The sequence below is a fragment of the Flammeovirga kamogawensis genome (assembly GCF_018736065.1).
GTDB lineage: Bacteria > Bacteroidota > Bacteroidia > Cytophagales > Flammeovirgaceae > Flammeovirga > Flammeovirga kamogawensis.
Map to the genome: position 1 here is coordinate 3,879,055 of NZ_CP076128.1, position 17,624 is coordinate 3,896,678.

The window sequence follows — 17,624 nt, forward strand, 5'->3', positions numbered from 1 at the left end:
AAAAACAGCCATGCTAAAGCTTAATGATATATCGATTTCCTTTGGGGAAAAGCAAGTTCTTAAAAAGGTTTCTTTTGAAATCCAATCTGGAGAAATACTAGGTGTTTTAGGAAATAATGGTGTTGGTAAAACAACATTATTTGAAATTATTGCTCAGTGGAAAAGAAACTTTTCAGGAGAATTATTTTTAGAGGAGGAAAAACTACAGCGAAAAGATGTGGTGTATTTAGAAGCTAAACCTCAGTTTTATTCTAGAATAACAGGCAAAGAGCATCTTGATTTATTTAAAGTAAAGTATCCTAATTTTGATTACGAGGAATGGAATAAAGTTTTTCAACTGCCTTTAAATGATTTGGTAGATCATTATTCAACAGGAATGAAAAAGCGACTGGCGTTAATGATGTTACTTAGTTCTGACGCTCCTATTATTTTATTAGACGAACCTTTTATTGGTTTGGATGTTGAAGCATCTTTTGATTTAGACAAAATTATTTTATCACTCAAAGAAAAAGGAAAGATTATTTTAATTGCTTCTCATACAATCAGCTCTTTACAAAAGTTATGCGATAGTATTTATCATTTTGCAAATGGAGAAATTGCAAATGTTTTTCATAAAGATGCTTTTGATACATTAGATAATTATGCTGAAGATTTTTTTAAAAATGATCATCAAAAAACATTAGATAAACTTTTATAGTATTTCTATATTGGTTTTGAGTTTAAATTCACCTATTATATAATAAGTGAATCATCATATTTGTATTAGCTATTGACAATGACCATAATTATTTACATCTTGTAAATCAATATAGTATGCATGCATACCATTATTAACCAACTCAACACCAATAAATAGCACTATGGAAAAAATTTCCACACCACTAACCGAGATGTTAGGTATAAAATACCCTATCATTATGGCTCCAATGTTTCTTGTATCCACTGCCGAAATGCTTATTGCAGCGGCAGAAAGTGGTATAACAGGAGCAGTTCCAGCCTTAAACTACCGTACAGATAAAGAATTTAGAGCAGCAATACAACAAATTAGAAAAGGAACCAAAGGTCCGTTTGGTGTAAATTTGATTGCTAATAAATCAAATGTACGCATGATGGAACAACTCAATACATGTGTTGAACTTAGAGTAGATTATATCATTACATCTTTAGGTTCTCCTAGAAAAATTATAGAAAAATGTAAGCCTGTGGGTATAAAAGTTTTCTGTGATGTTGTGGATATTAAATATGCAAAAATTGTAGAAGAGTTAGGGGCAGATGCAGTAATTGCTGTAAATAAAGAAGCAGGAGGACATGCAGGCCCTACACCGGCTAGCGAATTAATTCCATCTTTGGTAGAGGCTTGCACAATACCTGTAATTTCTGCAGGAGGTGTAGGTAATGGAAACCAAATGAAAAATAAATTGGATTTAGGTGCTGTAGGTATCTCAATGGGTAGTCCATTTATTGCAACAAATGAAGGTGGTGTTAATGATGCTTACAAGCAAGCCTGTGTAGATTATGGAGCAAAAGACATTGTAATGACCACAAAACTTTCGGGAACACCCTGTACGGTAATAAACACACCTTACATGAAGGAAATCGGAACTAAACAAAATTGGTTAGAGTCGTTATTGAATAAAAATAAGACATTAAAGAAGTTTGCTAAAATGCTGACTTTCTATAAAGGCATGAAAATGTTAGAAAAATCTGCTTTTGGTGCTACCTATAAATCTGTTTGGTGTGCAGGACCTTCTATTGAATATGTAAAATCCATTCGTTCAGTAAAAGAAGTTGTAGATTCTTTAATTGAAGAATACCATGCAGAGAACGAAAAAATAGAAATAAAGAACTAAGAAATTCTTTTCCGTTATATTAAAATACTGAGCCTGTCAATTTGATAGGCTCTTTTTATATTATCACTTTACTGATAAAAAAGTAAAAATCAATACTTAACTTTTTTATACTTACTTAATTCATAACTCTAAACTCTTTATCTTGCATTAGAATAGGATGCAAACAAATATCATGAGTAGAAATATAATTATTATTGGTGCGATTTTTTGTGCTTTAGCAGTAGGTATTGGTGCATTTGGAGCACACGGGTTAAAGTCAGTTTTATTAGAAAATGGAAGATTAGAAACTTTTGAAACAGGTGTGAAATATCACTTCTATCATGGTTTAGGCTTACTTATATTAGGTGCTTTAGCTCAGCAAATAGATAAAGGTTGGTTAAAATGGGCTGCAGTTTTTATGGTTGCAGGCATTTTTATCTTCTCAGGTAGTTTGTATATTCTATCAATAACTGGAATTACATGGTTAGGAGCTATAACTCCAATTGGAGGAGTTGGCTTTATTGCCGCATGGATTGCTTTGGCTTGTGGTGTGAAAAAAGAAAGTAATTAAGCAGAATATGGAGAAAGTGTGGAAAATTTTACCCAAGGCTAATCAAGATCACGTTAAGGAGTTATTAAAACAACCTAATGTTCCCAAAATAATAGCAGAATTACTAGTGCAAAGAGGGGTAACAACAATTCCAAAAGCAAGAGATTATTTTCGCCCAACATTAGAAAAACTGTACGATCCTTTCTTAATGAAAGATATGGATATTGCTGTAGCTAGGTTAACACTAGCAATTGAACATGGCGAAAGAATATTGTTTTTTGGGGACTATGATGTTGATGGAACTTCTGCGGTAGCATTATTTATGCACTTTTTTAGAGAGGTATATGATAACATTGATTTTTATATACCAGATAAGTATACAGAAGGATATGGTGTGTCTTTAAGAGGAGTAGAGTATGCAGCACAAACCAATTGCCAACTAATAATATCTCTAGATTGTGGTATTATGAGTCATGAAGCAATTGAGGAATCTATTCATAGAAATATTGATTTTATTGTTTGTGATCATCATCAATTAGGAGATACTATTCCAAAAGCCACAGCGGTGCTCAACCCTCAACGTCCAGATTGTAATTATCCTTTTAAAGGTTTATCAGGATGCGGAGTAGGATTTAAGTTTTTGCAAGGGTTTTGTCAAAAACATGGTATAGACCCAACACCTTTATGGCAACATTTAGATTTAGTGGTTTTAGGTACTGCTTGTGATGTAGTACCTATGACAGACGAAAATAGAGTGATTGCAAATGAAGGAATTAAGTATTTAAGAAAGTCTACAAAACCAGGAATAGTAGCCTTATTTAAAGTACTGAATAGGGAACAGTCTGAAATTCAAGTGCAAGATTTAGGATATACTTTTGGTCCAATAATTAATGCTGCGGGTAGAATTGCTCATGCTCAAATTTCAGCAGAGCTACTATCTACTATAGATAATAAAGAAGCGAAAGAATTAGCAGAAGAATTAAATCGTCTTAATCAATTAAGAAAAAATTACGATCGCACAAATACAGAAGAAGCACTAGTAATGGCAGAGGAAAACAAATCTGCACCGGCTTTAGTATTATATAATGAGAGCTGGCATAAAGGAGTATTAGGAATAGTTGCTTCTAGATGTGCAGAAAAATTTGGGAAGCCTACAGTAGCACTAACTTTATCAAGAGATGAAGTGACAGGATCTGCAAGAGCAATTGCTAATTTTGATATACATAAAGCTCTTACTGCAAGTGCAGAATTTCTAGATCAGTTTGGGGGACATACTTCAGCGGCAGGTTTGTCACTCAAAAAAGAAAATTTGTCAGCTTTTACAGATAAATTTGAAGCAGAAGTAAAGAATTTGACAAATGGAAAGAATTTTGTTTCTGAGCTTAATGTTGATTTGGAAATTGATCTAGCAGACTTAGATCTTGCTTCAGCAACAATAATAAATAAGATGAGCCCTTTTGGACATGAAAATCCATTACCTCTTTTTATAGCTAAGAATGTGAAAGTAGCCACTACACCCAGAGTATTAAAAGATAAACATTTAAAAATGCAGGTCTTTCAAGAAGAAGGTGATCAAAAGATTGATGCAATAGCTTTTAATCAAGCTGACCAATTGGATGTAGTGATGGAGGGATTTTTTGATATTTTATTCCGTTTGGATATAAATGAGTATCGTGGAAATAAAACACTCCAATTAAATATAAAAGAAATTAGTACTTCTAAAAAGTAGTACATAACAACCTTGAAAATATACGAATGGGACAAAATTTAACGCCGTACGTCAAAATTATTTTATTAATTAATCTAGCAATTTTTGCATTGTGTAACCTTACAAGTTTACCAATTGTAGATTTATTAGGTTACCACAATATTAACTCAGAATATTTTCAGGTGTACCAACCAATAACATACATGTTTGTGCACGAAAGTTTTGCTCATATTTTTGGTAATATGTTTGCACTTTTTGTGTTTGGACCAATGTTAGAAAATGTACTAGGTTCTAAAAAGTTCCTTATTCTATACATGGTTACTGGTATTGGTGGAGGTGCTTTATATGGTATTACCAATTATGTAGAAGTACATAATATGGCAGTATCTGCAGAGCAATTTATTACTGATCAAACACCTGTAAACTTTTTAGCATTTTGTCAAGATCATGCTTCTCAATTTTTAGAGCACAGTCAAGATTTATACAATTTTGCTGAAAGTACATTTCCTGCTGATCCTAATAACCCAGGTTTACAAACAGAAGCAGTAGAGTTTGTTAGAAAGTTGACAATAACAAGGATGAATATCCCAATGATTGGTGCATCAGGTGCAATTTTCGGTATCCTCTTTACTTTTGCATTTTTATTTCCAAATCTAAAATTGATGTTACTGTTTCCTCCAATTCCGATTAGAGCGAAATACCTTGTAGGTCTTTATATTTTATATGAAACATATGAGCTTTGGAATCAAAATCCAGCAGATAACGTAGCTCACTTAGCCCATTTAGGAGGAGCATTATTTGCCTACTTCTTAATGAAACATTGGAAATATAAGAGCTATCAATAGGAGATAATTAAGTGAAGTGAATATCAATTCCAAATTGTGAAAATAGATATTCATCTATCTAATAATAAAATGTACATATTAGGTTTTTACGTCATTTCAATTTTTAATAGTAGTTGATTTTATGTAAATTAAGTAAACCTAATACAGACCTATATCAGAGTAACAGGCTTTTAAAGTTACTCATTGAACCATTACTTTTCTTTATATGAACAGTTTTATCTCTGATTTAAAATATACATGGAATAAGCCAGGAAGTGGACTTTTAAGACTTATCATTATTAATGTAGTTGTTTATGTATGTATGAGTATTCTGATGCTTGTGTTAAAGTTATCAGGGTTTCAAGATTTTTATAATTTATACATTTTTGATAATGTAGCCTTACCTCCAAGTATTTACGCTGTGGCACATAAACCATGGACGTTAATAACTTATTTTTTCGTTCATAGTATGAGCGATTTTTTCCACATATTATTCAATATGTTGGTAATGTATTGGTTTGGAGTAATTTTTACAGAGTTCTTAGGAGATAAAAAATTAGTAGCACTTTACTTTTTAGGTGGTATTGCAGGTGGGTTAGCTTACATTTTTATGTTTAATGTTGTTCCTTTTTATAAAGAACAAGCAGATATGGTAAGCGGTTTAATTGGAGCATCTGCTTGTGTTTATGCCATTGTTGTAGGTGCAGCCACTATTGCTCCTGAGTATAAAATAAACTTATTATTTGTTGGCCCAGTTAGAATAAAGTACTTAGCAGCTGTCTATATATTTTTATCACTTATTCAATCTGCTGGTTCTAATGCAGGCGGAGAAATTGCCCATCTAGGTGGAGCATTAATGGGATTTGGATATGTAGCGTTGTTAAAGAAAGGTACAGACCTTGGTAAGCCCATGTATGCCGTATCAAATTTCTTCGGTAACATTATGAACTCTAAGAGAAAATTAAAAGTTGTTCGTGGAGGTAAAAAAGGAAAAGCTGCAGCTAAAGCAGAGAAAAATGTTCCTCATCAACCATCACAAGATAGCATAGATGAAATTTTAGATAAAATATCTGTAAAAGGTTACGAAGGACTTACGCAAGAAGAAAAGGAGATTCTCTTTAAAGCAAGTCAACGTAAACATTAAAAGAGTAGTGTTTATGTCTAAATTTTATTAATATTGTAATGAAATTCATTAAAAGTCATTTCTTTTATAAAAGAATGACTTTTTTTTTGAAATATATTAAAGTTGCGACTGTAACATTTTTTTTAGTTTCGATATATTGGAACTGTCTATAGATCAGTAATTATGGATAAGACGATTTTAGATAAATATGAGTTAGTAATTGGTTTAGAGGTACACTCTCAATTACAAACTAAAAGTAAAATTTTTGCATCAGATCCGACAACATACGGTCAGGATCCAAATGTAAATATTAGTGCAATAACATTGGCTTTGCCTGGTACTTTACCAAAAGTGAATAAATCTGTTTTAGAGTATTCTATTAAAATGGGTTTAGCTTGTAATTGCTCTATTTCTGAATATCAATTCTTTGATCGTAAAAATTATTTTTATCCAGACTTACCAAAAGGTTACCAAACAACTCAAGATAAAACACCAATATGTGTTGGTGGACATGTTGATGTTGTATCTAAAAAAGGAGATGAATTTCGTGTTATTCTAAACAGAATTCACATGGAAGAGGATGCTGGTAAATCTACCCATTTAGATGGTGCTCCAGATACTTTAGTAGATCTAAACCGTGCAGGAGTTCCGTTAATGGAGATTGTTACAGAACCTTGTATTCATGACTCTGCAGTTGCAGCAGCTTTTGTAGGAGAAATCAGAAAAATTGTTCGTTACCTAGATATATCTGATGGTAACATGGAAGAGGGGTCATTACGTTGTGATGCCAATGTGTCTGTCCGTTTAAAAGGAGAAACTAAATTGGGAGAGAAGTGTGAAATTAAAAACATGAACTCTATGCGTAATATCCAGAAAGCAATTGATTATGAGATGAAACGTCAGATTAAATTAATTGAAGCTGGAGAGCCTATTTTATCAGAAACAAGAACTTTTAATGTTGATACAGGAAAAACGTATGGAATGCGTTCTAAGGAAACATTAAATGATTATAGATATTTCCCTTGTCCAGATTTACCTCCTATGATTGTTAAACAAGAGTGGGTGGATAAATTGAAAGCAGAAATGCCAAGTTTACCAGCAGAACTGATAAAGAAATTTATTTCTGATTATAAATTACCAGAATATGATGCAGAGCAATTAACAGAGTCGAAAGAAACGGCAATGTATTTTGAAGCATTATGTAATGATACTAAAAATTATAAAGTTGCATCAAACTGGATGATGGGACCTCTTAAATCATTATTAAATGAGACAGGTGGTACATTTGAAACGTTAACTGTTCGTCCAAATCAAGTGGCAGATACAATTGCTTTAGTAGATGATAAGAAAATTAGTAATGCAGCAGCAACGCAACAATTACTAAAAGCATTATCAGAAAAAGAGGGAGTATCAGCAGAAGAATTAGCGAAAGAGTTAGACCTAATTCAAGATAGTGGAGATGACTTCTTAGTGCCTTTGATTCAACAAGCAATAGATAAATTCCCAGATAAAGCAGCAGCTTATAAAAAAGGGAAAAAGAACTTAATAGGCTTATTTATGGGCGAAGTAATGAAATTGGCAAAAGGTAAAGCTGATCCTCAAAAGACAAATCAATTATTGAGAGAAGCTTTAGAAAAGTAAAGATCTGTGTATATTGCATGTATTACGGAAATAAGTAAACAAACAATAGTGAAAACAGTAAAACATATTTTTATTCTTCTTCTTACAATTTTTGCTGTAAGTTGCGGAGTATCAGAGGAAGGTGATGGATCTTATCCTGCCAAAGTAAAAATATCGGGTAAGTTAAATGATTTACCAGATGGTACTAAAGTTGTTTTATATACAATACAACGTGTTGGCGGTAAGAAAAATGTTGCCGAAACAACAACAGATGCTTCAGGTAAGTTTACTTTAAAGTATACAGTTCCAAAAATTGGTTTGTATACTTTGAATATTGGAAATCAAGCCGAAGAATTATTAGTTTTAGAAGGAAAGGATTTAACCGTAGCAAATGCTAAAGTAGGTTATAAAATTTCTGGATCGAAAGAAAATGAGCAATTAACAGAACTTAAGCAGATGTATGATAAATACTCTGAAAAAGGGAATGTTTTGCAACAGGAATATGCATCTTCTGAAAATAAAGAAGAAGTATTGAAAAAGTTTCAAGCACTACAAACTGAACAAAAAGTAGCAGTAGAAGAAATGCTTGGTAAGTTAAATGGTGCATATGTATCATTAGTGGCTTTAAATTTTATTCAAGATAAAGATGGTAGTTTTGATGCTATCTCAAAATCAATTGAAAAGTTAGAGCAAAACTTTCCTCAAGATAGTTTAGTAATGGAAGTTGCTAAAGCTTATAATGCTAAAAAGGCAACTGTAGTAGGCGCTGAAGCTATAGATATCTCTTTACCATCTCCAGAAGGAAAAACAGTTACATTGTCTTCTCTTAGAGGAAAATATGTAATGATTGATTTTTGGGCATCTTGGTGTAGACCTTGTAGAATGGAAAACCCTAATGTATTAAGAGCTTACAACCATTATAAATCTAAAGGTTTTGAGGTATACGGTGTTTCTATTGATAGAGATACGGAAGCATGGAAACAAGCAATTGAACAAGATCATATTACATGGTCTCAAGTTCATGATGCAGGTGGAGTTGTTGCAGCTGAATATGGTGTTGAAGGTATTCCTTTCACACTGTTATTAGATAAAGAAGGAAAAATTATAGCTAAAAATCTTAGAGGAGACGATCTAGATAAGAAATTAGCTGAATTGCTAGGTAAGTAATTTTACTTAAAAAGTAAGTGGAAAGGTGTACTAATTTTGAATTAGTACACCTTTTTATTTTTAATTATTCTCTAACTACGTAGTTTTGCAAAAGATGAAATTTGTAGTAAAGTATTGACTTCACTAATAAATCATCTGATAAATATTAAAAATGACCTCTTTAATTTAAAAAAATAGGCCTATTTATTATTTTTTTGACAAAATCGATGATTTTCAGCCCTTTTTGTTTAAAAAGAATATAGATTACTCTTATTTTTGTTTAAAGTCAGTAAATTTTTATAAATAGCACTGATTTTTGTCACTAATTGAAATTTTTACTAAACGACACGCATATGGCTTTTGACATTGAGATGATAAAGGAGCTTTACTCGAAATATCCTGAACGAGTAGAAGCGGCAAGAAAAGCAACAGGTAAACCCTTAACTTTAGCTGAAAAGATTTTATACACTCACCTTTGGGATGGTAATGCTACAAAAGCATTAGAAAGAGGTAAGGATTATGTAGACTTTGCTCCAGATAGAATTGCATGTCAAGATGCGACAGCTCAAATGGCATTGTTACAATTCATGCAAGCAGGTAAAGATAGAGTAGCTGTACCTACAACGGTTCACGCTGACCACTTAATCCAAGCAAAAGACGGTGCAAAAGCAGATTTAAAACGTTCTGACGTAACAAATAAAGAAGTATTTGACTTCTTAGGATCAGTTTCTAACAAATATGGAATTGGATTCTGGAAGCCAGGTGCAGGTATTATTCACCAAGTAGTATTAGAAAACTATGCTTTCCCAGGTGGTATGATGATCGGTACAGATTCTCATACAGTAAATGCTGGTGGTTTAGGTATGGTAGCTGTTGGTGTTGGTGGAGCTGACGCAGTAGATGTAATGGCTGGTATGGCTTGGGAACTTAAATTCCCTAAGTTGATTGGTGTTAAATTAACTGGTAAACTTAGCGGTTGGGCTGCTCCTAAAGATGTAATCTTAAAAGTAGCTGGTATCTTAACTGTAAAAGGTGGAACTGGATGTATTGTAGAATACTTTGGTGAAGGTGCTAACAACATGTCTTGTACTGGTAAAGGTACAATTTGTAACATGGGAGCAGAAATTGGAGCAACAACTTCAACTTTCGGTTATGATGAGTCTATGGAGCGTTACTTACGTTCTACTGACCGTGATGATGTTGCTGATGCTGCAAACGGAATTAAAGAACATTTAACTGGTGATGCTGCTGTATATGCTGACCCTGATAAATATTTTGATCAAGTAATCGAGATTAACCTAGACGAACTTGGACCTCACTTAAACGGACCTTTTACTCCTGATAGAGCAACTGAAGTTGCAGACATGAAGAGTGAGGCTGCTGAGAATGGATGGCCTTTAGACGTAGAATGGGGACTAATCGGTTCTTGTACAAACTCTTCTTATGAAGATTTAACAAGAGCAGCTTCTATTGTAGAAGATGCAGTGAGCAAAGGTGTTAAACCAAAAGCAATTTTAGGTATTAACCCTGGTTCTGAGCAAGTTAGATTTACAGCTGAGCGTGATGGCTTATTAGATACATTCAATAAATTTGAATCTTCTAAGATTTTCACAAACGCATGTGGACCTTGTATTGGACAATGGGCTCGTCCTGGTGCAGAAAAGAATGAGAAAAACTCGATAGTTCACTCATTTAACCGTAACTTTGCAAAACGTGCAGACGGTAACCCGAATACTCACGCATTTGTAGCTTCTCCAGAAATGGTTGCTGCTATTGCAATTTCAGGTCGTTTGGACTTTAATCCTCTTACGGATACATTAACTAATGAAAATGGTGAAGCTGTAAAATTAGCAGTTCCAACAGGATCAGAGTTACCAGAAAGCGGATTTGCAGTAGATGATAACGGTTACGAAGCTCCAGCAGCAGACGGATCTAGTGTTATAGTTGATGTATCTCCAACTTCGGAGCGTTTACAATTACTTACTCCATTTGCTCCTTGGGAAGGAACAGATTTATCTGGAATGAAGTTATTAATTAAAGCGGAAGGAAAATGTACTACTGACCACATTTCTATGGCAGGTCCTTGGTTACGTTACCGTGGTCATTTAGATAACATTTCTAATAACTGTTTAATCGGTGCTGTAAATGCATTTGGTGGAGCTACTAACGAAGTAGTTAACCAATTAACAGGAGATAAAGGAGAAGTTCCAGCAACTGCAAGAGCTTATAAAGCTGCAGGTATTGGTTCTATCGTTGTTGGTGACGAAAACTATGGTGAAGGTTCTTCTAGAGAGCATGCAGCTATGGAGCCTCGTCATTTAGGTGTTCGTGCAGTAATAGTAAAATCTTTTGCTCGTATTCACGAAACTAACCTTAAGAAGCAAGGTATGTTAGGATTAACTTTTGCTAACCCTGCAGATTACGATAAAGTTCGTGAAGACGATACTATCGCAATTAAAGGATTAACAGAATTTGCTCCTGGTAAGCAATTAACAGTTGAGTTAACTCATGCAGATGGTTCTGTGGAAACATTCCCAGTAAACCATACGTATAATGCTCAACAAATTGAGTGGTTCAAAGCTGGTTCAGCATTGAACTTAATCAAAGAACAAGCAGTCTAAGTGCTCTTCTATAATGCGATGGAGATGGATTTCTCTATCGCGTTATGAAGAGAAACTAAAATATAAATAGCATTCTGGTGGCGACATCTCTGAAAAGAGATGTCGCTTTTTTTATTTCCAAAGGGATAATGTAACTATAACAAGGTAATCGAATTTGATTAGTGATAGACTAGCTAATTTTTTGTAAATTATATTAAACCTAAAAAGCATAAGTAATTGATTTTGATTACTATACTCTAATCATACTAAAACCTAATTAAAAGTATGATTAAAACGATTTAACCTAATACCCAAGACCTAATTATCACTCATGAAACTAGCTGTATTCAATTCGTTTTACACGAAGAGTTTCTATTTACTATTTCTCTTATCGCTATTATACATATCTACTTTTGCCCAAAATACCGCATTGATACCAGATATGTCTCAAGATCAAACGATCTATCATAAATTTAAGAGACAGAAAGATGATCCTGAAGCTCGTCAGAATTATGAACATCGTTTATTAGAAAATCCAAAATTGCATTTAATTCCAAATAATATTTTTGAGTTAGAGCATAGCTTTGCTCAAAAATTGCATTTTAAAACTCAACTTTTTGACGATTTATCTGTGGGAGAAATAACTACTGTAAATTGGAAAAAAAGAGGACCATTTAATGTTGGAGGTAGAACAAGAGCATTAGCAATTGATAAATCGAATGAAAATATACTATTAGCAGGGGGGGTAGCTGGAGGATTATGGAGGTCAATTAATGGAGGAACTTCTTGGGTAAAAGTGACAACACCTACAGACCGACAAAGTATTACTTGTATTGCACAAGATCCAAGACCTAATTATGCCAATGTTTGGTATTATGGAGCAGGAGAAATATATGGAAACTCTGCTTCTGGTGGAGGTGCAACATATAGGGGGAATGGAATTTATAAATCTACAGATGGAGGAGTATCTTGGAACCAGTTATCTTCTACAGTAAGTGACCCTACAATAAATGAAGGAACTTTTCAATATGTTTCAAGAATTGCAGTTACTCCTAAAGGGCATGTATATGTTGCCCATAAAGGAGGGATATCAAAATCCATTGATAGAGGTAATTCATGGCAATTATCTTTAGAAGAAGATGGTGCTATTTTTACAGAAATTATGGTTACTTCTGAAGGACGTTTATTTGCTACAATAGCAAATACAGGTTTCTTTACCTCATTAGATGGAGTAGACTGGGTAGATATTACACCTCAAGAAGTATCATCTATCACCTTGAATAGGACAGTAATGGATTTCTCTTCTTCGAACCCAAATAATATTTATTTCTTTGCACATACTCCGGGAAATGGAGAAGCAAGCCACATGCTTTTTAAATATAATGTAGCAGATGGAATATGGGAGGATAGAACAGAGAATTTACCAGGTTATGGAGGTTATGTTGGTGATTTATCTCAAGGAAGTTATAATCAATATATTCGTGTTAAGCCCAATAATGAAAATGTAATCTTTATAGGAAGTACAAATCTTTATAGATCTGAAGATGGATTTACATCAAATGCTAATACAAGATGGGTTGGAGGGTATTCTCCTAAGAATAATGTAAGTATTTACCCAAATCATCATCCTGATAATCATTGGTTAGAATTTTTACCATCAAACCCAAATATCGTTATAACAAGTCATGATGGAGGAATAAGTAAAACTCAAAACTGTTTGGCAGAAAATGTAGAATGGGAATACTTAAATAATGGATATTATACAACACAAGCCTACGCTATTGCTATTGATGAGAAAACAGAAGGCGACAATAGAATAATGGCTGGGTTCCAAGATAACGGAAAATGGTATACTAATTCAACAGAAGAGGGAGCCTCTTGGATTGAAGAATATGCAGGAGGAGATGGTTGTTATGTAGCTATAGTTCCCGGAGAAGATATCCGTTATACAAGTACACAATACGGAAAAATATTAAGATTTAAAGGAGCTGACCCAAGAAACCCTACAGATTATGATGGTATTCAACCCAGAGCAGCTACAAATCAAATGTTTGTACATCCTTATATTTTAGACCATAATGATCCTAATGTGATGTATTACCCTGCAGGAAATAAGATGTGGTTTAATTTATCACTTGATCAAATTAATTCTGGTTATACTTTTAGAGGAACAAACTCTGGGTGGATGCAGTATACTAATATTGCCGCTAATGCTACAATTACTTCTTTAGATGTATCGACAAAAGAAGAAAATATACTTTACTTCGGGACATCCTCTGGAGGAATTTACAAGGTAAATAACTCGAGAAGTCAGAGTACTGATATGGTAGATATCTTTACAGAAAAAGGCTTGCCAAAAGCGTATGTTTCTTGTATTGCTGTAAATCCTAAAAATGCAGAACATGTATTGGTCGTTTTTTCAAATTATCAAACACAAAGCGTTTTTCAGACTTTAGATGGAGGAGATAGTTGGTTACATGTATCTGGAAATTTAGAAGAGAACGAAGACGGTTCTGGTGCAGGTCCTTCTGTTCGATGGGCAGCCTTTCATCAACCAAATAATGGAACAGAAGGTGTTTTTCTTGGAACTAGTGTAGGATTATTTTATGCAAGTTCTCTACATCAGTTTACAGATTGGAAACAGCAAGCGGAGAATGAAATTGGTGATGCAGTTGTAACAATGATTAAGACCAGAGAAGATGGTTTAGTGGTAATAGGAACACATTCAAATGGAATTTACAGTGCTTATTTTGGTGTTGATGATACCCCTCCAGTTGTATCAAAAGATATAGAGAATAAAGAGTATTCTTTAGGTGATTTTGGAGAAACATATGATTTGTCAAAATTATTTTTTGATGAAAATGGAGACCAATTATCATTTGAAATCTTCAACAATAATCTGGATGTTGTAGTAGTCTCAATCATAAATAACCAACTACATATAAAACCAAGTAATGAAAATATTGGGAATGCTGTAATTAATGTAAAGGGAACTGCAAAAGGGAAAGAAGCTATTTTAACTTTTAATGTAATTGTAAAAGATGTTTCTCCAACTTTAGTAAGTCAAAAAAATCCTGATGGAAATAGCTATAGATCTCAATACTTTACAGATTTTGATGCTCCAATTTACTTAGCAGATGATTTTGAAATTGAAGAAGGTGATGAATGGGAGATAAATGCGGTGAAAGCATTTGGAGAGTCTACTGTTTCTTCTATTTCGGATGTAGATGTTATTATTTGGAGTGATGACAACGGTAAGCCATCAATAGAAGAAGTTTTTAATGCTGATAGTGATGGTTTGGTATATTATAATGATGGAATAATTGAGTTTATTTTTACATCACCTTTAATTCTTTCAGAAGGTAAATACTGGTTAACTATTGCTCCTGTAATGTCTTACTCAAAAGATGGAAGCTGGTATTGGAAAGGAAATGTTGATACTAAACCATATGGAGGAGACTTTTATATGTGGGACCAAAATGATTTATTTAGACAAGATTATACTTCATGGACTCATAGAGATGATATTGGTTTTGCAGATCATGATTTAGCCTTTGAAATTTATGGTAATTCTACCAAAACGAGTGTATTACCTTATATTTCAATTTTAAATGCAAAAGGTATTACGGAAGGACGAATTGAGTTAGATTGGGAAGGAATTTCTGAAGCGTCAGGATATTATATCGAGCGTTCAACGTCTCCAAATGGAGATTATCAAAGAATTGCTACAATGTCTAGTGAACACAATTATTGGATAGATAACTCTGATAAGATTGACGGAGTAACTTATTTCTATAAAGTGAAAGGCTTTAATGCATACGGTGTAGCAGATGGGTCTCCAATAGTTTCGGCTGTTGTATATCAAATACCTAATGCTGTACAAAACCTTTCTGTTGATAAAGTTACTGGAGGATTACTTGTTGAGTGGGAAGATAAAAGTAATAACGAAACAGAGTTTGTAATAGAGTATTCATTACATCCAAACAATGGGTATGTTCCAATTGCAACAGCAGGAAGAGATGCTACTTCTTATTTAGTTTCAATGGATTTATTAGGGTCTTTAAAATATTATTTGCGGGTGGCTGCTGCTAATGGAGCAGGAAAATCACCTTATCAAGTAGTATCATCCTATACAAAATTGGAAGCACCAGGTAATATATTTTACGAAGAAAAATCAGCTACTTCATTATTTATTTCTTGGAGCGACAGATCTGCTTTAGAAACAGGTTTTCTTTTAGAGTATTCAACAGATCATGGTAACTATTTCCCTTTTTCTAAAATTACAGATGTGAATGCAGAATCATTTGTACTAAATGGTTTACTTCCTAACATGACTTATTATTTCAGGCTGTCTGCAATTAATGGATTACTAGATGGTGATTTAATGAGTGAGCCAATATTATTTGTACACACAATGGGTAATAGTACAAAACCTTCTTTTGTAACAGATGTAGCTGCATCTTACCAAAATCAGAATGTAATGCTTAATTGGGAAGATAGCGTTCATAATGAATTAGGGTTTAAAGTATACAAAAAAGAGTCAGTTTTTATAAATGGTTATCAACTAATAGCTCAGTTACCATATAATACACAAGAATTCTTAGATGAAAATGTAAATGAAGGAACTAGTTGTACTTATAAAATTGAAAGTTATAACGTCTTGGGGACATCAGAAAGTGAAGAAATAGTTATTGATATTCCCATTAATAGTCCTCATTCTTTACGATTGTTAAATAGAAATTTAGTTAATCACATACAGTGGAAAGATGCTTCTAATTTAGAAGATGAGTACGTGATTTATAGAAAAACAGGGAACAGTAGTTTTAGACAGTTAACTAGGCTTCCTGCATCAACAACTAATTATGTTGATAACTCAATTTTAGAAAATCAAATATATTTCTACAAAGTTGCAGCAGTGAAATCAGGAGATGATTTTTTTACAGAAACAGTAGAAGTATCAACCTTCCCCAATGTACCTCATGGAGTGACAAGTTTGACCGTTCAAGAAAAAGTTGCTGGTAGAGTTGAACTAGATTGGACTGATGATACAGATGACGAAGAAGGGTATATGATTTATAGAAAAATAATTGGGACTAAAGATTCAACATTAATAGCAACAGTTGATAATTCTGTTTATTCATTAGTAGATAATACTGCAGCTCCAGAAACTTTATATAGATACTATGTAATAAGTTATGTAGGAAGTAGTACTGTCAATCCATTGTCAGCCCAAATAGAAACGAAAGCAGTAAATGCTAGTCTCCCTAATTTTCCTATTAACCTAATAGCTTCGAATGATATAAATGGAGTGATGTTAACATGGGAAGATATGTCTGATAATGAATTGGGGTTTGAAATTTTCAGAAGATTAAAAAATGATACTGAATTGAAATCAATAGGGACTGTCAATGAAAATATGACTGTTTTTAGAGATGATATAGCAGATATAAATTTATGTTATGAATATACTGTAGCTGCATACAACGCAACAGGGTATTCTGTAAAAATGCAGACAATGTATGATGCATTTGAAAATGATGATGCAATACAAATAATCGCACCCGAGAAATTTAAAGCAAGAGAAAGATCGAAAGATGTAATTTTGTCTTGGACGGATATGTCAGAAAATGAAGATGGTTTTAAAATTTATAGATTGAATGAATCTTCTGGTGAGGTAATTCAAATAGGAACAACAATTGAAAATCAGAATTTATATATAGATCACAATGAATATTCTGATGGAGTATATACGTATTATTTGACAGCCTTTAATACTGATTTTGAAACAAATCATATCGAAACATCTGTAGTACTTAATAGACAAGATAAAAGTGTATTAGATCAATTAGCAGCCTTAAACGTTTCTTTATTTCCAAACCCTAGTGATGGTGTTTTTAGGTTAAACTTAGGAAATGATTGGGAAGAAATCTCAGTTGATATTTTTAATATTCAAGGTAGAAAAGTATATACCAATGAGTTCATTAGTTCTTTTGTAGAATTAAATTTAGAACATCTACAATCTGGACAATATATAGTTGTAATAAGCAACGAAGTAAATAGTGTGAGGAAGAATATTATAAAAAAATAAAACTTTGTTTTACTCTAGATTGTAAGAATTGAATGTTAGAGCATTTTAAATGCTACTTAATAAATTAAAAGTATAGTGTTTATTGAATTGTCTCTTGTAAATTCGCTTTATTCATTAACACTCAATTTTATAGTTA

Annotated in this window: 10 protein-coding genes; all 10 read left to right on the top strand. The window is 33.1% G+C overall.

Annotation, left to right across the window (positions count from 1 at the left end; all coding sequences use genetic code 11):
• Nucleotides 1-10: 10 nt before the first annotated feature.
• A complete protein-coding gene (locus KM029_RS15735; protein ID WP_144074148.1) occupies nt 11-697 on the top strand; it encodes an ATP-binding cassette domain-containing protein in 687 nt (228 codons plus the stop codon).
• Between the two features lie 163 nt (nt 698-860).
• Nucleotides 861-1,850, top strand: a complete 990-nt coding sequence (locus KM029_RS15740) for an NAD(P)H-dependent flavin oxidoreductase (protein WP_144074149.1) — start codon at nt 861-863, stop codon at nt 1,848-1,850.
• Nucleotides 1,851-2,022: 172 nt separating this feature from the next.
• Entirely contained in the window at nt 2,023-2,400 is a 378-nt protein-coding gene (locus KM029_RS15745; protein ID WP_144074150.1) for a DUF423 domain-containing protein, read from the top strand.
• 7 nt (nt 2,401-2,407) lie between these two features.
• Nucleotides 2,408-4,108: a single-stranded-DNA-specific exonuclease RecJ gene (recJ, locus tag KM029_RS15750; protein WP_144074151.1), complete on the top strand. Its 1,701-nt coding sequence runs from the start codon at nt 2,408-2,410 to the stop codon at nt 4,106-4,108.
• Nucleotides 4,109-4,134: 26 nt separating this feature from the next.
• The gene (locus tag KM029_RS15755; protein WP_144074152.1) at nt 4,135-4,932 is read left to right on the top strand and encodes a rhomboid family intramembrane serine protease; all 798 of its coding nucleotides are present in this window, start codon (nt 4,135-4,137) and stop codon (nt 4,930-4,932) included.
• Nucleotides 4,933-5,137: 205 nt separating this feature from the next.
• Nucleotides 5,138-6,055, top strand: coding sequence for a rhomboid family intramembrane serine protease (locus tag KM029_RS15760; RefSeq protein WP_144074153.1), 918 nt, complete (start codon nt 5,138-5,140; stop codon nt 6,053-6,055).
• A 162-nt stretch (nt 6,056-6,217) separates the two neighbouring features.
• The gene (gatB, locus tag KM029_RS15765) at nt 6,218-7,675 is read left to right on the top strand and encodes an Asp-tRNA(Asn)/Glu-tRNA(Gln) amidotransferase subunit GatB (protein WP_144074154.1); all 1,458 of its coding nucleotides are present in this window, start codon (nt 6,218-6,220) and stop codon (nt 7,673-7,675) included.
• Between the two features lie 48 nt (nt 7,676-7,723).
• Nucleotides 7,724-8,821 (top strand): TlpA disulfide reductase family protein, encoded by a 1,098-nt coding sequence (locus KM029_RS15770; protein WP_158631078.1) that lies wholly within the window; start codon nt 7,724-7,726, stop codon nt 8,819-8,821.
• 332 nt (nt 8,822-9,153) lie between these two features.
• Entirely contained in the window at nt 9,154-11,421 is a 2,268-nt protein-coding gene (locus tag KM029_RS15775) for an aconitate hydratase (protein ID WP_144074156.1), read from the top strand.
• 421 nt (nt 11,422-11,842) lie between these two features.
• The gene (locus KM029_RS15780; protein ID WP_158631079.1) at nt 11,843-17,488 is read left to right on the top strand and encodes a fibronectin type III domain-containing protein; all 5,646 of its coding nucleotides are present in this window, start codon (nt 11,843-11,845) and stop codon (nt 17,486-17,488) included.
• Nucleotides 17,489-17,624 lie beyond the last annotated feature (136 nt).